The organism is Roseobacter insulae, assembly GCF_019375555.1.
GTDB classification, from domain to species: domain Bacteria; phylum Pseudomonadota; class Alphaproteobacteria; order Rhodobacterales; family Rhodobacteraceae; genus Roseobacter; species Roseobacter insulae.
Genome location: NZ_JAHXDN010000002.1, coordinates 512,373 through 529,332 on the forward strand (window position 1 = coordinate 512,373; position 16,960 = coordinate 529,332).

Sequence of the window (16,960 nt, forward strand, 5' to 3'; positions counted from 1 at the left end):
GTCTGGGCAAAAAAATGTCGAAACGACAAGAGATTGAAGATCGGTTACGCGACGCTTTCGCGCCACGGGAGCTGGAGGTGGTGGATGACAGCGAAAGCCACCGTGGCCATGCGGGGTATCCGGAAGGTGGTGAAAGTCACTTTAACGTGGCGATCCGCGCCGAGCAGTTCAAGAGCATGAACCGTGTGGCGCGGCATCGTGCCATCCATGCCGCGCTCGGGTCCCGGCTCCTGTCGGAAATCCATGCCCTCGCGATAGATGCAGATGGTTAGGAGTGTTCTCTAATCTTTTGGTTTATCTGGGTTTCTGCTTGCTGCCAGTTGCTTCAGCGAGCTGGTCATCCCGGAAACCTCACTCGCTTCCTCAACACCGTTATCGCTGAGCATCCGGCTCGCGCCCTCGCTTTGGGAGGCATCATCGTCGGGTGTTTTGGGGGGTATGATGACAGGTTCGCGCCGCTCTGTCGGGGCGGCCTCCGGGGCCGTCTGGGCGCGGGGCGCTTGCAGCAACTTGCGGAACACCAGCACGTTGCGCCAGTTGGTCGTGCTCGACGTGAGGCCCGAGCGTTCGACGGATGGCAACGTCTCTGCCCGCTGATATTCCCACCCCTCGGACGCCATCTGGTTCATCACCTCTTCGAGCGCATGGGAGAACCGGTCTTCGGGCGTTTTGAGCGCCTTGGTTTTTACACCACGCGTGGGTGCGCTGATCACCCGATATTGGTACTGTGGCATGCGCTCTCTCCAACTCCGTGACGTTCATTATTAGCAAACCCGGCTGTGCAGGCCACATGGGCCGGGCGCCAGTTGGGCAGGCCACAGCCCGCAGCGTCCCCGGCCACTCCCCGCCGATCAGCCCTTCAGTTTCTGCGCCACAAGCTGGTTGACCGTCTTGGGGTTCGCCTTGCCGCCCGTGGCCTTCATGACCTGACCCACGAACCAGCCCGCCAGCTTCGGGTTTTCCTGCGCCTTTGCCACCTGATCCGGATTGGCGGCGATGATCTCGTCCACCGCCGCTTCGATCGCGCCGGTGTCAGTTACTTGTTTCATGCCGCGCGCCTCGACGATTTCCGCAGGATCGCCGCCTTCGGTATACACGATCTCGAAAAGGTCCTTGGCGATCTTGCCGGAGATTGCATCCGAGGCGATGAGGTCAATTACGCCGCCCAATTGCGCGGGGCTGACGGGGCTGTCGGTGATGTCCCTGTCGTCCTTCTTGAGGCGCCCGAAAAGCTCGTTGATCACCCAGTTCGCGGCGATCTTGCCGTCGCGACCCGCTGCAACCGCTTCAAAATAGCCGGCTGAATCCAGATCCGCGGTCAGCACCGAGGCATCATAGTCGGACAATCCGAAATCACTGATGAACCGCGCCTTCTTGGCATCCGGCAGCTCCGGCAGGTTCGCGGCGATGCCATCGACCCAGGCCTGTTCAATCACCAGCGGCAAAAGGTCGGGGTCGGGGAAGTAACGGTAATCATGCGCTTCCTCTTTCGACCGCATCGAGCGGGTTTCGTTCTTGTCCGGATCATAGAGACGGGTTTCCTGATCGACGCTGCCGCCGCCTTCGACGATGGCGATCTGGCGGCGGGCTTCAACCTCGATAGCGGCCTGGATAAATCGCATGGAGTTCATGTTCTTGATCTCGCAGCGGGTGCCCAGGTGGCTGAAGTCCTGCGTCGCCTGATACTTTTCATAATCGCCCGGGCGGCAGATTGAAACATTGACATCCGCGCGCATGGAGCCCGATTGCATATTGCCATCGCAGGTGCCGAGATAGCGCAGGATCTGGCGCAGTTTGCCCAGGTAAGCGGCGGCCTCTTCGGGGCCACGGATGTCAGGGCGGCTAACGATCTCCATCAGCGCGACACCGGTCCGGTTAAGGTCCACGAAGGACATATTCGGGTCCATGTCATGGATGCTTTTCCCGGCATCCTGTTCGAGATGAATGCGTTCGACGCGCACCAGTCTCGCGGTGCCGTCGCCCATTTCCACCAGCACTTCCCCTTCGCCCACGATGGGGTGGTAGAGCTGCGAAATCTGGTAGCCCTGCGGCAGGTCCGGGTAGAAGTAGTTCTTGCGGTCGAAGGCGCTTTCCAGATGGATTTCCGCTTTCAGGCCCAGCCCGGTGCGCACTGCCTGCTCGACGCAGTATTCGTTGATCGTGGGCAGCATGCCGGGCATGGCCGCGTCCACGAACGACACGTTGCTGTTGGGTTCTGCGCCGAACCGCGTGGAGGCGGCGGAAAAGAGCTTCGCCTTTGAGGTGACCTGCGCATGCACCTCCATGCCGATCACCAGTTCCCAATCGTGCTTGGCACCCGCAATGATCCTGGGTGTCGGTGTCTCAAAGGTCAAATCAAGCATTGCGGTCCCTCGTCAGGCAGGTCTGATCGTGGGAGAGGTCTTAGGCCAGCGCGCGCGGTGCTGCAAGCCCCTGCGCAGGCCGATGTCAGTCGCTGGTCGGCAGGTCCCGCCAGTGCAGATCGATCTGGCCTTCCGTCCGGTCCGGCAGGGTCGCGCGCGGCATCATGCGCCCTTCGACCTTGAAGTTATCCCTGATGCGCACAACGATCAGACAGCAAAATGCTTTGGACAGGTCCACGCTGACGACATCCGTCGGACCATGGGGCGCGATCACGATCAGTTGCGGCGGTGTGCCATCCGTGTTCGCGCAGGTGTTCTGGTCCAGCGGCAGGTCAAAGGCGAGCGCGGCGTGAACCTTGGCAATACTGTCATAGACCGGGAGGTGTTGGCCTGACATTTCGAAATAGGCGCGCGCGCATTGCAACAGTCGGGTGCGCAATGTGTGCAGTCGCGCCTGCGGGTCTTCGGATGGGGCCGAACACGGGGGATTTTCCGGGGGTGCCGCGGTGCGGTGCCATTCAATCCAGTCTCCACTGTCCCAGTGGATGGCGTCAGCTGGTATCGAACCCATGATGCGTCCTTTCCTTGTCAGTTAACTGTGTTCGGCCACGGGGCCGTCAGCGGTGAATATGATGCGATGCCCCTGTGCGATTTCGCGGCGAAAGAGATCAGCGATGATGCGCAGGGCTTCAGCGCGCCCGGCTGCGGCAAAACCGCGTGCGGAGCGCACCCGCAGGTTGTTGTCAAATCCATTGGCCGCATGGGCCCAGATGAGCGGGTGCAGTTCGGTCAGATGTTTGCGCACGATCCAGTCGGCGCAGCCTGCGATGCGGGTGCGGGTCTGATCGGCGGGGTCATACCCGGTCAGATTGCTGCCGATCGTATTGGCGCAATACGCGGCAAGCAGATTGACGGTGTACTGATGCGGTTTGCGGTCGAGGATGTCGTGCAGGCCTTCCACGAAGAAGTCGAGGTCGAGGTCCGCGCAGGCGATATCGTCACCTGACAACGCGTCGAACATCACCCATGTATAGGCACCCGCGCCCCAGATGTGCTGCGTACGTGACGCGGTGCGGCGCGCTTCAAGCTCAAGCTGCGCGTGGGTGCCGAACCAGCGCGGCGACAGGTAGTTGCCCATCGCGCGCATCGGGCCGGGGTTGCGCGGTTCGAGGTCGATCAGTTTCTCGTAGTCCGCCGCCAGCTGGTTGGGGGTGCTTTTGCCCGATCCGTGCAGCGCGCATTTGGCGGCGGCAAGTATCGGCGACGTGCAGCTGCGCATTTCGAACGGCGCCAGAATATCCCTTGCGCGGTCGAAATGCGCATCGAAGGCATCGCGGTGGCGTTTGGGAACCTGAGTGTCCCACCCCGTCCCGCGCCATGCCCAGGCAATGTCCATATGCGCCTGGGCGACGATTGTGCTCAGCGTCATGTCGTTGTCGGCCTCCGCCAGCATCACTTCGAGCGCCTCGACGCCGTTCAGCAGGGGGGCTCCGCGAGCCGGCCGACCATCGAAGAGAGCATGCTCAACCGCCATCACCACATCGGCGCGCGCGCCATAGCTCAGCAGGTCCGCGACGGGCATCAGCCCGGGCGTTGCGCGGCGCGCATCCTCCGCGATGCGGATGTCCTGTGCCAGATCTTCCCACCGGTCCTGCCGGGCGAGGAACTGTCCCCGCACCTGGTGGGAATCGCGGCAGGATTCCTCTTCGGTAGGGTTTGGGCAGGCGATCATAAGCGCGTTTTCCGGGCGCACCGAGGTGCGTTGTCTGGCGTGTCGTAACAGGGGGTCATGGGAGTCTGAGTCATCGGTCGTTCGCCAACGAGACGGCGCCATGGGAAGCTTGGTGAGCAAAGAAAGCAGCGACATTTACAGTATTCCAAATACAGGTAACAAAAATGAAACTGACGGTCCTTTGGGGCTGAAACATGGCGTCCGCGCGGAGATATCTCGTTGATTGGGATCATGATCGTAGACAATTGATGTAATTTGTTCGGGATTGGATAACGATGGTGCGGACACACCTCTTCCGGCTGAGCGAAGTTGCGCAGATACGCGTATCGCGACCAAGTGTTGACTTGCGTTGCGGCGTGTCGCTGGCGCATAGCATTTGCATGAAACGCATTTTTGCCCTGATGATATCGCTGCTGTGTGCCGGCTTGAGCGCGGCCGGCGCACTGGCGCAATCTCCGACCGATGCGACCCCGACAACCGCAACGCAACTGCCCCAGATGCGGTGGAGCCACATGCCGAACCATCGCCTGTGGAACCAGGCCGCATTGCGTGCGCTGGCAACGCATGGGCAGCCCCTCACCAGCATGGTGCCTGCCGATATTGACCAGTGGTGCCCTTATTACCGCGAGGCCGATGTGGCGGGACGTCAGGCATTCTGGGTGGGCCTGATGTCGGCGCTGGCAAAACACGAAAGCACCTACCAGCCCTGGGCCGTGGGTGGCGGCGGCAAATGGTTTGGCCTGTTGCAGATCGCACCGGCCACCGCGCGCGGGTACGAGTGCCGCGCGGGCAGCGGCGAGGCGCTGAAAGACGGTGCGGACAATCTGAGCTGCGCCCTTCGGATCATGGCCGTGACCGTGCCGCGCGATGGGGTGATTGCGGGGCGGGAGGGCAGATGGCGCGGCATCGCCGCCGATTGGGGCCCCATGCGCAGTGCCACCAAGCGGCGCGACATGGCCACATGGCTCAACCAGCAGCCCTATTGCAATGCGCCGCCGAAGCCGGTTCGGAAAAGAAGTCGGTACCAATCACCCAACGAGTGAAAAGTGATGCCGCTCTGTTCGGATGCCGATGGCGTGCAGCGCCGTCTCAAGGCTCTGATGGGGGGGTGTCGCTTCGTAGGGCAGACGGATCTTGCGGCCGGTTTGCAGCACCGCTGTCACACGCACGGAAAAGTCGAGCCGTGTATCAAGGCGCATGAAATCCACCTCTGACCATCGCAGGGACGCCTGCCGTTTGCCGCTGAACCACCGCAGTTCCCGATCATCGAAATCGAGCCCGGCGACGGGGTTTGCGATGAGGTCCCACAGGGCCGGGAGGGTGAACAGCGCGATGATCCCCATCAGCCATGGCGCGGCATCGACCTGGGTCATCGCCAGGATCAGAACGGCCCAGACGCCCAGAACCACCCAGAGCGTCGCGCGGTTGCGCCCCGCGCGGCGATAGGAAAAGGGCTCAGCGCCCACCCGTGACGTCCAGCGTCGACCCTGTCACGTAGCTGGCCTCATCCGTCAGCAGCCAGACCACGGCCTGCGCGACTTCTTCGGCACTGCCCTTGCGTTTCATCGGGACCATATGCGCAAGCCTATCCGCGCGCCCCGGTTCGCCGCCCTTGGCATGCAGTTCCGTTTCGATCAGGCCCGGCCGCACCGCCATGACGCGAATATTGTCCCCGGCCACTTCGTCCGACAGCCCCTTGGTGAAGCAGTCGATTGCTGCCTTGGACGCGGCATAATCAACATATTGATTGCCAGAGCCCAAGCGCGCCGCCGCCGAAGAGATGTTCACGATCACACCGCCCTGACCCTGCGCCTGCATGCGCAGCACGGCCTCCTTGGCCACCAGCATCGCGCCGATCACATTGATGTCGAACATGCGCTTGAGACGCGCGTGATCCATCTCGGTGACTTTTGCCGTCTGATCAACCACTCCGGCGTTGTTGATAAGCGCATCGAGCCGTCCGAAGCTTGCATCAATCTGTGCGTAGATGCGCGCGATGGCGTCCGGGTCCGCAACATCGCCGGGGCACAGGATGACCTTCGCCCCCGCAGCTTCGCAGTACTTGGCCACGGCCTCCGCGCCGGTCTTGTCGGTGCGGAAATTCAGCGCCAGATCGTATCCTTTGCCAGCGGCGATGCGGGCGCAGGCGGCCCCGATACCGGCGGAACCGCCGGTGATGAGAAGGACAGGTTTCATGACTGTGTTCCTCGGATACGGGTGAGCATTTCGGATGCGTTACGCGACAGGGTCGGCGTGGCCAGCATGCGGTCAAGCTCTGCCGCTGCCAGCGTCTGGCGCTGCGCATCATAGCGTTGCCATGTCTGGAACGCGACGCACATGCGCGCGGTGGTCTGCGGGTTGACAGGGTCAAGCCGGATCAACCAGTCCGCAAGCAGTTTGTAGCCCGACCCACCCGCTGCATGGAAACCGGCGTGATGAGCCGCCAGCGCCCCGAAGACCGCCCGGAAACGGTTGGGGTTTTTCCATTTGAAATCAGGGTGCTCTGTCAAGGCTGCCGCCGTGGCGACGGCCTGGTCCGGATCGGCCTGCATGACCTGCAGACCGAACCATTTGTCCATCACGAGGCGGTCGTCTTTCCATTGTTCTTCGAATGCCTTGAGCGCCGCATCTCCGGCTTTTTCGCGCAGCAGGACTGACAGGCCGGCCAATTGTTGCGTCATGTTATCGGCCTTGTCGAATTGTCTTTGCGCGCGCTCGGGGCCCTCCATCCGGCACAGCAGGGAGAGGGTGGCATTGGCCAGACTGCGCCTCCCGGACTGATCGGCGTCTGGCTTGTAGGGTTCGGGCACCTGATGATCGGCAAAAAGGCCCGGCAGAATCTCCTTGAGATGTTCAGCCTGCGCGGCACGCATCTTTTCCGACGCGGTCCAGATCACATCCGGATCGGGGGTGTCACCCGCGTCGTGAAGCGCTGTCGCCAGATCGGACTGGCTGGGCAGGCCCAGCATCAATGCACGGAAGGTGGGGTCAAGATCGCCCTGCGACATCACGGCACGCAACCCGTCAAGATACTGTGTATCGGGCGCTGCATCGGTCCGCACCATGTCGAGCAGGCTCGCCTTGGCAAGGCTGCGTCCGGCCTCCCAGCGGTTGAAAGGGTCCGTGTCATGGGCCAGCAAAAAGGCCGCGTGATTTTCCGCAAGCTCGCTTTCAAGAACCACCGGCGCGGAAAAACCGCGCAGGACCGAGGGGATCGGGCGCTCCGCCAGCCCTTCGAAGGTGAAGGATTGCGACTCTTCCGTCAGTTCCAGCACCTGGCTGGACACCACTTCCTGACCCGACGGCGACAGCAAGCCGGTCACAATCGGGATCACCTGGGGTTGCGGGTCGGGTGTGGTCGCGGATGGCTTGAGGTGTTGCGTGAAGGTCAATATATAAGTGCCTGCGTACCAAGCATCCTTCACGGTCACCCGCGGCGTTCCCGCCTGTGAGTACCAGCGTTTGAATTGCGTCAGATCACGTCCTGTCGCGTCTTCGAAAACCTTCAACCAGTCTTCGATTGTGCAGGCCTGGCCATCGTGGCGGTCGAAATAAAGGCTCAGCGCCTTGTCGTAAGCCTGCGCGCCGACGATCCGGCGCAGCATGCCGATCACCTCAGCGCCCTTTTCGTAGACGGTGGCAGTATAGAAATTGTTGATCTCCTGAAAGCTTTCCGGCCGGACAGGATGGGACAACGGGCCTTGATCCTCGGCGAACTGGCGCCCCCTGAGATCGATGACATCCGTTATGCGCTTGACCGGGGCCGAGCGCATGTCGGCGGTAAACTGGGCGTCCCTGAAGACCGTGAGGCCTTCCTTGAGGCACAGTTGGAACCAGTCGCGACAGGTGATGCGGTTGCCCGTCCAGTTGTGGAAATACTCATGCGCGATGATCGCCTCGATCCGCTCGAAGTTTGCATCGGTTGAGGTCGCCTGCGATGCCAGCACGGCAGAGGAGTTGAAGACGTTCAGCCCCTTGTTCTCCATCGCGCCCATGTTGAAGTCATCGACCGCCACGATGTTGAAGATGTCGAGGTCATACTCGCGGCCATAGACGTCTTCGTCCCATTTCATACTGTCCTTGAGCGCCTGCATCCCGAAGGCGCATTTGCCTTCGTCGCCGGGTCGCACGTAGATGTTGAGCGCAACGTCGCGTCCGGAACGGGTGGTGAACGACCCCGGATGTGCAACGAGTTCCCCGGCCACCAGCGCGAAGAGATAGGCCGGTTTCGGCCATGGGTCGTGCCATTCAGCGTGACCTTCCGTTTGCGAGACGGGGTTGCCGTTGGACAGCAGCACGGGGTGGGGGCCGTTGATCCGTACCGTGAAGACGCTCATCACATCCGGGCGGTCCGGATAATAGGTGATCTTGCGGAACCCTTCCGCCTCGCATTGAGTGCAATACATGCCGTTTGACATGTAAAGACCATCCAGAGCGGTGTTGTTCTCGGGGTCGATCTCGACCTCCGCCTCCCAGATGAACGGTGCATCCGGTACCGTGCAGGTCAACCCGTCGTCCGACAACGCCGGCGATACGTCGGTGCCGTCGATCTTGGCGGATATCAGCTTTAGCTCCTTACCGTGCAGAAAGAACGTCCGCTCTGCATCCGCTTTGGGTTCAAACGCGATTTTAGAGCGCACACGGGTGCAATTCGGCGCCAGATCGAACGTCAGCTCCACTGACGTTACATCAAAGCCAAAGGGTTTGTAATCGCTCAGATATATGGTTTGAGGGGTCGCGTCGCGCATGGGCACCTGCATGATTGAATGGAACGGATATGACGCGGGGGACGTTATGTCTCCAAGAGACAAGCCGCAACCCGGCTTCGACACGAATGACGAAAGGAACGATCATGTCAGCACCCGACACCAATATCGGCAAACAGAAAAAGCGCCACAGGCCAGCACTTTGGGGTCTCTGGCTTGGCCTCGCCCTTGCCGTGATCCTCGTCCTTGCGATTGTGTGGTTCACGGGCGGCGAGGAAGCTGCCGCCTATGGTTCGCTGCACCAGCTCGTGTAGAACGTGCGGAAGAAGGCCGACTTGCCCGAAAAGACCTGCGCCGCCTGCCGGCGGCCTTTCACGTGGCGCAAGAAATGGGAAAAGAACTGGTCCGAGGTGCGATACTGCTCCGACCGGTGCCGCCGCGCCCGCCACAGCGGTGTCGGGCGATTGGTAAAGTAACCTTACCACATCTGTTGCCTATCGGAAACAAACCTCCTACACCTTTGCGCCAAGTCAAGGCGCCATCGTCAGGGAGTGTTTCATATGGCCGGTTTCGTGAAAAAAGATGACCTCCAGGTGGCGGCAGAACTGGTTGACTTCATCGAAACGCAGGCGCTGCCGGGCACGGATGTCAGCGCGACAGATTTCTGGTCCGGCCTGTCCGGGCTGGTGCATGACCTTGGGCCGGAGAACCGCGCCCTGCTCCAAAAACGCGACGACATTCAAAGCAAGATTGACAGCTGGCACGTTGATCGGCGGGGAAAACCGCATGATCACGAAGCGTATTGCGCCTTTCTGCGCGATATCGGCTACCTGCTGCCCGAAGGCGATGCATTCGAGATTGACACAGCAAACGTGGACGACGAGATCGCACGTGTCCCGGGGCCTCAACTGGTGGTGCCGATCACGAATGCGCGTTACGCGCTGAATGCCGCGAATGCCCGGTGGGGCAGTCTTTATGACGGCTTCTATGGCACCGATGCAATGGGCAGCGCGCCGCCCACAGGGGGCTATGATCAGGGGCGCGGCGCGCGGGTTGTGGCGCGGGCACGGGTGTTTCTCGACGAGGCTTTTCCCATTCAGAAGACCAGTCATGCGGACGCGCGGCGGTACTACGTGCACAATGGCGCGCTGCTGGTCGATGATCAGCCGCTGGTGCAGCCTGACAAATTCGTCGGCTATACCGGCCACCCGAAATCACCGGACAGCGTCGTGCTGCGCAACAACGGTCTGCATGTGGAACTGGTGTTCGACCGGACACACGCCATCGGCAGCCGCGATCAGGCGGGGCTGGCCGATGTGCAGATGGAAAGCGCCGTTTCCGCGATCATGGACTGCGAGGATTCCGTGGCCTGTGTCGATGCCGAGGACAAGGTGGTGGCCTATGCCAACTGGCTGGGCCTGATGAAGGGCGATCTGCAAGACACTTTCGACAAGGGCGGCAAATCGGTTACGCGGGCGCTGAACCCTGATCGCGAATATACCGGCCCGGACGGCATGAAGGTCACGCTCAAGGGGCGCGCGCTGATGCTGGTGCGCAACGTGGGACACCTGATGACCAACCCGGCTATTCTGGACCGCGACGGCAACGAAGTGTTCGAAGGTCTCATGGATGCCATGATCACTACGCTCATCGCCATGCATGATCTCAAGCGGGACGGCGGCAATTCGCTGCACGGGTCCGTTTACGTGGTCAAACCCAAGATGCATGGCCCGGACGAGGTTGCGTTCGCGGATCGCACCTTCAGCCAGGTTGAGAAAGTGCTCGGCCTGCCGCAATACACCGTCAAGCTGGGCATCATGGATGAAGAACGCCGCACGTCCGTCAATCTGAAAGAGTGCATTCGCGCGGCGCGCTCGCGGGTGGCCTTCATCAACACCGGGTTTCTGGACCGCACGGGGGACGAGATCCACACCTCTATGGAGGCAGGCCCCTTCAGCCGCAAGGACTTCATCAAGCGCAAGGCGTGGATCGGCGCCTATGAAAACCAGAACGTGGACATTGGCCTTGAATGCGGGTTGAGCGGCAAGGCGCAGATCGGCAAGGGCATGTGGGCGATGCCGGACCTCATGGCGGCCATGCTGGAGCAGAAGATCGAGCACCCGAAATCCGGCGCCAATTGCGCATGGGTGCCCAGCCCCACGGCGGCCACCCTGCATGCGCTGCACTATCATCGTTTCGATGTCTTCGCCGTGCAGGCCGCCTTGAAGAAAGGCGGGCGCCGGGCCTATGTCGATACGGTGCTCAATATCCCGCTGGCGGAGTACCAGAAGTGGACGGATGCCCAGAAAACCCGGGAGGTGGAAAACAACGCCCAGGGTATCCTTGGGTACGTCGTGCGCTGGATTGATCAGGGTGTTGGGTGTTCGAAAGTGCCCGACATGAACGACGTCGGTCTGATGGAAGATCGCGCCACCTGCCGCATATCGGCGCAGCACATTGCCAACTGGTTGCACCACGGTGTGGTAGATGCCCAAGACGTGATGAAGATCATGCGCAAAATGGCCGAGGTGGTGGACGGGCAGAACGCCTCTGATCCGCTCTATCGGCCAATGGCGCCGGGATACGACGGGATTGCCTTTCAGGCGGCCTGCGATCTGGTGTTCAAGGGCCGCACGCAGCCCTCGGGATACACCGAACCTGTGCTGCACGCCCGCCGGTTGGAGTTGAAAGCGGCGCAGTGATTGCCGCATCGCCACGCGCGTTTGCCCCTGCATCGCTCTGAAAGAAATCACACGGAAGGAAAAGGACAGCCCATGACACTCTCGTTGGACCAGGCGCGCACGATCATCCGCAAAACCCTCGAAAAAGGGCGGGCGGAGAATTTCAAACCGTTGTCCGTCGTGGTGCTGGACGCGGGCGGGCACGTGCAGGCCTTTGAGCGGGAAGATGGCGCTTCGCCCGGGCGGTTCGGCATTGCGCACGGAAAGGCGTACGGGTCGGTCATGCTGGGCATGGCGGGCACCGCGCAGATGGCGCGCGCCGATGCGCAGGCGTACTTCATGACCGCCGTGAACGGGGTATTCGGCGGTCAGGTTGTGCCGGTGCCGGGCGGTATTCTCATCAGGGATGCCGATGGCGCCGTGATGGGCGCGGTCGGCGTGACGGGCGATACATCTGATAACGACGTCATCGCTGCCATGGCGGGTATCGACGCTGCGGGTCTGAGTGCTGAGGTCTGATACCGACCATTCTCCGACGGCCCGCCAACCCGTTAAGCAAAAGTGCACATTTGTCTGCGCGGTCATAGGCTGTTAACCAATGTCGTGCGAGGTTATATGTTGCGCAGACAGATGATTATGAGGTTCCGATGGCCCGCCCAATCGTTGGTATCATTACCAATCACTACCTGTTGAATGATGAGTACCCCGTTCATGCAGGGGGCGTCATGAATACGGAAGCTGTGTCAGATCTCTCGGGCTGTATTCCCATGCTGATCCCGACCGACCCCAAGTATGTTTCGGTGACGGAACTGCTGGAAACATGCGACGGGTTTCTGTTCACCGGCGGCCGTCCCAATGTGCACCCGGAGGAATACGGCGAAGATGAAACTGATGCACATGGCGAATTCGACCGCGCGCGGGACGCGATTGCACTTGCATTGGTGCGTGCCTGTGTCGAGCGCGGACAGCCGTTTTTAGGCATCTGCCGCGGCTTTCAGGAAGTCAACGTGGCGATGGGCGGTTCGCTACATCCGGAAATTCGCGACCTGCCGGGGCGGATGAACCACCGGATGCCCCCGGATGGCACTCTGGAAGAGAAATTTGAACATCGTCACACGGTGTCGTTCACCGATGGCGGCGTGTTTCACCGGTTGATGGGCGCACAGGAAGTGATGACCAATACCCTGCACGGGCAGGGCATCAAGACATCCGGGTCGCGTGTGGTGATCGATGGCAGGGCGCCGGACGGCACACCCGAAGCGATCTACATCGACGGCGCACCGGGCTTCACGCTCGCGGTGCAATGGCATCCGGAGTACGAAGCCGCGCAGGATCCGGTGTCGCGCCCCTTGTTTGCCGCCTTTGGGGAGGCAACTCACGCCTGGGCTGACGGACGAAAGCTGCGCCCGGCACAGGTGGCCTGAAAGGGCTGGGGCGGGTCACGCCACAGACGCTTTAGTCTTTTTTGTCTTCAACGCCATTTCGCTGAATTTCGGGGGCGCTGACCTGTTGACGCGCGCGTGTGCTGCTGCATGGTCGCGATGCAGGGATGTCCATGCCCAGTCCTTGGCGTCCTGAACAAGCCCGGATTGCACCGGTGCGGAATGGATCAAAGACCGGTGCACCGCCAGATCATGCGCGGAGCGGATCCGGTGGTCCCAGAACCGACGTTGCCAGATGCCTTGCCCGCGCGGCGCCAGTTGTTCGGCGCGCTGCGGCACATTCTGAAGCAGCGCATGCGCGAACCGGGTTTTCAGAAAGCGCCATCTTGTTGCGAAGTCTGTGTCGCCCCGCGGCAGTGTCCAGATGGTGTGCACGGCTGCGGGCAGCACCACGATCGCGTCGATCTCAAACGGGTAGCGCCGGATCGTTTCCCGCATCGCCTGCCGCAGCAGGACAACCTCCTCCACCAGCAGCGAACTGCGCTGATCCGCCAGACGCGCGGTGAAGAAATAGGTGGCACCGGAGAATTCTGAGTGAGTGGTATCGGACATGGCGGAAGGCTAGCCTTGCCACGGTTAACGAATCCTGAAGAGCGGGACGTCAAGTTGCGGAAGGGGGCATTACATCTGGCCGCCCGCGATTTCCACGGCTTGCCCGTTCACGCTTTCTGACCCGGGAGAGACCAACCACATCGCCGCCGCGGAAACCTCTTCGGGTGCGATCAGCCGGTTGTGGCGGTTGGCGGAGACCATCATGTCGCGCGCAGCCTGCGCGCTCACTCCCGCGCGTTCGGCAATGGAGGCGGTGTTTCGCGTCACGATTGGTGTGTCGACATAGGCAGGGCACAGCGCGTTGAAGGTAATTGGCTTGCCAAGGTAGTCTTCGCTCAGGGCGCGGATCAACCCGATCAGCCCGTGTTTCGAGGCGGAGTAGCAGGCAGCACCCTGCAGACCCCGCAGCCCGGCGATGGAAGACACCGCGATGACCCGGCCCCAGTCGGTTTGCCGCATCGAGGCGAGGGATTCGCGGATCGTCAGGAAAGCGCCGTCCAGATTGGTCGCCATCATGTTGCGCCAGAACGCGAGGTCGGTTTTATGCAGGGCGCGCCCCTCGGCGATACCCGCGTTGGCGACACAGATCTGGATTGGCCCGCGCGCTGCCACTGCCGAAGCGATTTTCGCCACCACATCCGCCTCGTCGCGCACGTCCATCGCCATGCCGAAAAGGCCCTCGCCACTGACCTCGTCCAGCACGTCCTGACGCCGCCCGGTAATCGTCACTACGGCGCCGTCAGCGGCAAGGGCGCGGGCAATCGCCAGACCAATGCCGGTGCCGCCTCCGGTGACCAACGCGTGTTTGCCTGCAAGTGACATGATGTTCTCCCCTGATTGTCAGGGTCAGAGTAAACTGCACGCGCTGGGGCGCAAGAACGTGCGGTCGATTGAAATGCCTTTCCACCGGCGTTATTCTGTCCGTGACCTCACGAAGGGGGAGTTCATGCAACGCATCACGGGGTTTGGCGGCTTTTTCTTCCGCGCGGAGAACCCGGAACAATTGGCGGCGTGGTATGCGCAGCACTTCGGGATCACCGAAGTGCCCAAGGATTACGTCACACCGGTCTGGACACAAGATCAGGGGCCCACGGTTTTTGCGCCATTTGCCAAGGACACAAAGTATTTCGGCGATGCGGATAAACAGTGGATGCTGAACTTCCGGGTCGATGATCTCGACGCGATGATTGCCCAGTTGCAAGCTGCAGGTATTACGGTCGAAAAGCACCCAGAGGAGCTGCCCAACGGCAGTTTTGCGCGGGTCTACGACCCGGAAGGCAACCCGATCGAGCTGTGGCAGCCCAAAGACCCTGAAGGCGCTGAATGAAGTGGGTCGACCTGCCGCCGGTCTGGCTGGTGGTGTTCGCCGTCATTGCCTGGCTGCAGGCCACGCAGTTCCCCTTCGGGCTCAGTCTTGCACATCCCGTCACGATGCTGCTCGCAGGTGTGCTTGTGGGCGGCGGCATTGTGCTGACGCTTCTCGCCGTGATGGAATTTCGACGGCACAAGACCACGATCATCCCGCACGAAACCCCGGACAGTCTCATCCAGTCGGGTATCTTCGCCCGGTCGCGCAATCCCATCTACCTCGCGGACGTTCTGATTCTGGCGGGGCTCTGCCTGTGGTGGGACGCGGTGCTTGCGCTGGTGTTGGTCCCGGTATTGGCGTGGGTGCTCGAAAAAAGGTTCATTATCCCGGAAGAGAACCGCATGCGGCGCCACTTCAGGGCCGACTTTGCACGATATGAGCAAAAAGTGCGCAGGTGGCTCTGAATTCTTTGCATTTATTGCGCGACGGCAGGCGGCAAGTGCTTGTACCTCGCTGCAGTGCGGGGTAGTGGACAAGTCACCTTTGCGCATCAATGCGCGCCCAAACCGACCAGAATGGGGGAGTTTCAATTGAAGATCGGGACACCAAAAGAGACCTTTGAAGGCGAAGCGCGGGTGGCAATGACACCTGCTTCGGCAAAGGACTTGCAAAAACTTGGCCATGAATGCGTTATCGAAACAGGGGCCGGGCAGGCTGCCGGGTTCTCGGATGCAGATTACAAAGAGGCAGGGGTCACGGTCGCGAAAACGGCCGCAGCGCTCTGGAAGGCGGCCGACGTTGTCGCCAAGGTGCGCGCGCCCTCGGACACCGAAGTCAAACGCCTGCGCGATGGTCAGACGCTGATCTCTTTCTTCAACCCGGCGGGTAACAAGGATCTGATGGAAGCGGCCGCCAAAAAGGGCTCCACCGTCATCGCGATGGACATGGTCCCGCGTATCTCGCGCGCCCAGAAAATGGACGCGCTGTCCTCGATGGCGAATATCGCCGGCTACCGCGCCGTGATCGAGGCCGGCAATAACTTTGGCCGGTTTTTCACCGGGCAGGTGACGGCGGCGGGCAAGGTGCCGCCGGCGAAAGTTCTGGTGGTGGGCGCAGGTGTGGCGGGTCTGGCCGCCATCGGCACCTCCACCTCGCTGGGCGCGATCACCTATGCGTTTGATGTGCGTCCGGAAGTCGCCGAACAGGTGGAATCGATGGGAGCGGAGTTCGTCTTCCTCGATTTCGACGAAGAGCAGCAGGACGGGTCTGCCACCGGCGGCTATGCATCTGTGTCCAGCCCGGAATTCACCGCCGCCCAGCTCGCCAAGTTCCGCGAACTGGCGCCCGATATGGACATCGTGATCACCACTGCGCTGATCCCCAACCGCGAAGCGCCGGAGCTCTGGACCGAGGACATGGTGAAATCCATGAAACCCGGATCCGTTATCGTGGATCTGGCGGCGGAGAAGGGCGGGAATTGCAAGCTGACCGTCATGGACGAGAAAATCGTGACGGATAATGGGGTTACGATCATCGGTTACACCGATTTCCCGAGCCGGATGGCGGCACAGGCCTCGACCCTATACGCCACGAACATTCGCCATATGATGACGGACCTCACGCCGGAAAAAGACGGTGTGATCGACCACGATATGGAAGATGACGTGATCCGCGGGGCAACCATTGCACATGCCAAGGAAGTCACCTTCCCGCCACCACCACCCAAGGTCGCCGCGATTGCGGCTGCTCCGAAGAAAGAGACGCCCAAAGAGCTGACCGCGGAAGAAAAACGCGATGCTGAAATCGCGGCCTTCAAACAGCAAACCCGCAATCAGGTCACGCTGCTGGCAGTTGGCGGAGCGCTGCTGCTCGGTGTCGGCCTTGTTGCACCGGCCAGTTTCATGCAGCATTTCATCGTATTCGTCCTTGCAGTCTTTGTCGGTTTCCAGGTGATCTGGGGTGTCGCCCACTCGCTGCACACGCCCCTGATGGCGATCACCAACGCGATCTCTTCGATCATCATCCTCGGCGCGCTGATGCAGATCGGATCGGGGTCGTTGCTGGTGATATTGCTGGCGGCGGTTTCGGTCTTCATGGCCGGGATCAACATATTTGGCGGTTTTCTCGTGACACGGCGCATGCTCGCCATGTTCCAGAAATCATAAGGCGGGACAG

The 16,960-nt window shown here is 61.3% G+C and carries 19 protein-coding genes; 10 read left to right on the forward strand and 9 right to left on the reverse strand.

The window, feature by feature from the left end; all coding sequences use genetic code 11:
* The first annotated feature begins 14 nt into the window (after positions 1–14).
* Positions 15–272 (forward strand): BolA family protein, encoded by a 258-nt coding sequence (locus tag KX928_RS08650; RefSeq protein ID WP_219501054.1) that lies wholly within the window; start codon positions 15–17, stop codon positions 270–272.
* A gap of 9 nt (positions 273–281) precedes the next feature.
* Here the strand turns inward: KX928_RS08650 and KX928_RS08655 are convergent, their stop codons facing one another.
* From KX928_RS08655 to KX928_RS08670, 4 genes are all read right to left on the reverse strand, one after another.
* Complete coding sequence (locus KX928_RS08655; RefSeq protein ID WP_219501056.1) at positions 282–734, reverse strand: DUF4177 domain-containing protein; 453 nt, start codon at positions 732–734, stop codon at positions 282–284.
* Positions 735–851: 117 nt separating this feature from the next.
* Positions 852–2,363, reverse strand: coding sequence for an Asp-tRNA(Asn)/Glu-tRNA(Gln) amidotransferase subunit GatB (gene gatB / locus KX928_RS08660; protein WP_219501058.1), 1,512 nt, complete (start codon positions 2,361–2,363; stop codon positions 852–854).
* 85 nt (positions 2,364–2,448) lie between these two features.
* A complete protein-coding gene (locus KX928_RS08665) occupies positions 2,449–2,934 on the reverse strand; it encodes a hypothetical protein (protein WP_219501061.1) in 486 nt (161 codons plus the stop codon).
* 21 nt (positions 2,935–2,955) lie between these two features.
* Positions 2,956–4,095: a hypothetical protein gene (locus tag KX928_RS08670; protein ID WP_257883640.1), complete on the reverse strand. Its 1,140-nt coding sequence runs from the start codon at positions 4,093–4,095 to the stop codon at positions 2,956–2,958.
* Positions 4,096–4,475: 380 nt separating this feature from the next.
* Between KX928_RS08670 and KX928_RS08675 the strand changes: the two genes are divergently transcribed.
* Entirely contained in the window at positions 4,476–5,138 is a 663-nt protein-coding gene (locus tag KX928_RS08675) for a transglycosylase SLT domain-containing protein (protein ID WP_219501064.1), read from the forward strand.
* Here the strand turns inward: KX928_RS08675 and KX928_RS08680 are convergent.
* The 3 genes from KX928_RS08680 to pepN are packed head-to-tail and all read right to left on the reverse strand — an operon-like array spanning position 5,124 to position 8,843.
* On the reverse strand, positions 5,124–5,561 hold the full coding sequence (locus KX928_RS08680) for a hypothetical protein (RefSeq protein ID WP_219501067.1): 438 nt from the start codon (positions 5,559–5,561) through the stop codon (positions 5,124–5,126). The two genes, KX928_RS08675 and KX928_RS08680, sit on opposite strands and share 15 nt — an antisense overlap.
* Complete coding sequence (locus KX928_RS08685) at positions 5,551–6,291, reverse strand: SDR family oxidoreductase (protein WP_219501070.1); 741 nt, start codon at positions 6,289–6,291, stop codon at positions 5,551–5,553. The genes KX928_RS08680 and KX928_RS08685 overlap by 11 nt, the downstream gene beginning before the upstream one ends.
* Positions 6,288–8,843: an aminopeptidase N gene (gene pepN, locus KX928_RS08690; RefSeq protein WP_219501073.1), complete on the reverse strand. Its 2,556-nt coding sequence runs from the start codon at positions 8,841–8,843 to the stop codon at positions 6,288–6,290. Before pepN ends, KX928_RS08685 begins: the two co-directional genes overlap by 4 nt.
* Before the next feature lie 104 nt (positions 8,844–8,947).
* Here pepN and KX928_RS08695 point away from each other — a divergent pair, with 104 nt between their 5' ends.
* The 5 genes from KX928_RS08695 (at position 8,948) to KX928_RS08715 (ending at position 12,906) form a co-directional block, all read left to right on the forward strand.
* Positions 8,948–9,115, forward strand: coding sequence for a hypothetical protein (locus tag KX928_RS08695; protein ID WP_219501075.1), 168 nt, complete (start codon positions 8,948–8,950; stop codon positions 9,113–9,115).
* A 3-nt stretch (positions 9,116–9,118) separates the two neighbouring features.
* Positions 9,119–9,277: a DUF2256 domain-containing protein gene (locus KX928_RS08700; RefSeq protein WP_219501078.1), complete on the forward strand. Its 159-nt coding sequence runs from the start codon at positions 9,119–9,121 to the stop codon at positions 9,275–9,277.
* An 84-nt stretch (positions 9,278–9,361) separates the two neighbouring features.
* Positions 9,362–11,503 carry a malate synthase G gene (locus tag KX928_RS08705; RefSeq protein ID WP_219501081.1) on the forward strand — a complete coding sequence of 714 codons (2,142 nt, stop codon included), beginning with the start codon at positions 9,362–9,364 and terminating at the stop codon, positions 11,501–11,503.
* A gap of 72 nt (positions 11,504–11,575) precedes the next feature.
* Positions 11,576–12,001, forward strand: coding sequence for a GlcG/HbpS family heme-binding protein (locus tag KX928_RS08710; protein WP_219501084.1), 426 nt, complete (start codon positions 11,576–11,578; stop codon positions 11,999–12,001).
* Between the two features lie 128 nt (positions 12,002–12,129).
* On the forward strand, positions 12,130–12,906 hold the full coding sequence (locus KX928_RS08715) for a gamma-glutamyl-gamma-aminobutyrate hydrolase family protein (RefSeq protein ID WP_219501086.1): 777 nt from the start codon (positions 12,130–12,132) through the stop codon (positions 12,904–12,906).
* 15 nt (positions 12,907–12,921) lie between these two features.
* Here KX928_RS08715 and KX928_RS08720 read toward each other — a convergent pair whose 3' ends face one another.
* Both KX928_RS08720 and KX928_RS08725 read right to left on the reverse strand, forming a co-directional pair.
* On the reverse strand, positions 12,922–13,476 hold the full coding sequence (locus KX928_RS08720) for an REP-associated tyrosine transposase (protein WP_219501090.1): 555 nt from the start codon (positions 13,474–13,476) through the stop codon (positions 12,922–12,924).
* 69 nt (positions 13,477–13,545) lie between these two features.
* A complete protein-coding gene (locus KX928_RS08725; protein WP_219501092.1) occupies positions 13,546–14,298 on the reverse strand; it encodes an SDR family NAD(P)-dependent oxidoreductase in 753 nt (250 codons plus the stop codon).
* 124 nt (positions 14,299–14,422) lie between these two features.
* Here KX928_RS08725 and KX928_RS08730 point away from each other — a divergent pair, with 124 nt between their 5' ends.
* The 3 genes from KX928_RS08730 to KX928_RS08740 all read left to right on the forward strand — a co-directional run bounded on the left by KX928_RS08730 (position 14,423) and on the right by KX928_RS08740 (position 16,950).
* Positions 14,423–14,803 carry a VOC family protein gene (locus tag KX928_RS08730; protein WP_219501094.1) on the forward strand — a complete coding sequence of 127 codons (381 nt, stop codon included), beginning with the start codon at positions 14,423–14,425 and terminating at the stop codon, positions 14,801–14,803.
* Entirely contained in the window at positions 14,800–15,249 is a 450-nt protein-coding gene (locus tag KX928_RS08735; protein WP_219501096.1) for a methyltransferase family protein, read from the forward strand. Before KX928_RS08730 ends, KX928_RS08735 begins: the two co-directional genes overlap by 4 nt.
* 126 nt (positions 15,250–15,375) lie before the next feature.
* On the forward strand, positions 15,376–16,950 hold the full coding sequence (locus KX928_RS08740) for a Re/Si-specific NAD(P)(+) transhydrogenase subunit alpha (RefSeq protein ID WP_219501099.1): 1,575 nt from the start codon (positions 15,376–15,378) through the stop codon (positions 16,948–16,950).
* Positions 16,951–16,960: the final 10 nt, after the last annotated feature.

Bases quoted from the DNA above. Each gene is read 5' to 3' on its own strand.
- KX928_RS08725 (WP_219501092.1), bottom strand. From the start codon at position 14,298: ATGTCACTTGCAGGCAAACACGCGTTGGTCACCGGAGGCGGCACCGGC.
- KX928_RS08665 (WP_219501061.1), bottom strand. From the start codon at position 2,934: ATGGGTTCGATACCAGCTGACGCCATCCACTGGGACAGTGGAGACTGG.
- KX928_RS08735 (WP_219501096.1), top strand. From the start codon at position 14,800: ATGAAGTGGGTCGACCTGCCGCCGGTCTGGCTGGTGGTGTTCGCCGTC.
- KX928_RS08650 (WP_219501054.1), top strand. From the start codon at position 15: ATGTCGAAACGACAAGAGATTGAAGATCGGTTACGCGACGCTTTCGCG.
- KX928_RS08685 (WP_219501070.1), bottom strand. From the start codon at position 6,291: ATGAAACCTGTCCTTCTCATCACCGGCGGTTCCGCCGGTATCGGGGCC.
- KX928_RS08720 (WP_219501090.1), bottom strand. From the start codon at position 13,476: ATGTCCGATACCACTCACTCAGAATTCTCCGGTGCCACCTATTTCTTC.
- KX928_RS08715 (WP_219501086.1), top strand. From the start codon at position 12,130: ATGGCCCGCCCAATCGTTGGTATCATTACCAATCACTACCTGTTGAAT.
- KX928_RS08730 (WP_219501094.1), top strand. From the start codon at position 14,423: ATGCAACGCATCACGGGGTTTGGCGGCTTTTTCTTCCGCGCGGAGAAC.
- KX928_RS08675 (WP_219501064.1), top strand. From the start codon at position 4,476: ATGAAACGCATTTTTGCCCTGATGATATCGCTGCTGTGTGCCGGCTTG.
- pepN (WP_219501073.1), bottom strand. From the start codon at position 8,843: ATGCGCGACGCGACCCCTCAAACCATATATCTGAGCGATTACAAACCC.
- KX928_RS08695 (WP_219501075.1), top strand. From the start codon at position 8,948: ATGTCAGCACCCGACACCAATATCGGCAAACAGAAAAAGCGCCACAGG.
- KX928_RS08710 (WP_219501084.1), top strand. From the start codon at position 11,576: ATGACACTCTCGTTGGACCAGGCGCGCACGATCATCCGCAAAACCCTC.
- KX928_RS08705 (WP_219501081.1), top strand. From the start codon at position 9,362: ATGGCCGGTTTCGTGAAAAAAGATGACCTCCAGGTGGCGGCAGAACTG.
- KX928_RS08655 (WP_219501056.1), bottom strand. From the start codon at position 734: ATGCCACAGTACCAATATCGGGTGATCAGCGCACCCACGCGTGGTGTA.
- gatB (WP_219501058.1), bottom strand. From the start codon at position 2,363: ATGCTTGATTTGACCTTTGAGACACCGACACCCAGGATCATTGCGGGT.
- KX928_RS08670 (WP_257883640.1), bottom strand. From the start codon at position 4,095: ATGATCGCCTGCCCAAACCCTACCGAAGAGGAATCCTGCCGCGATTCC.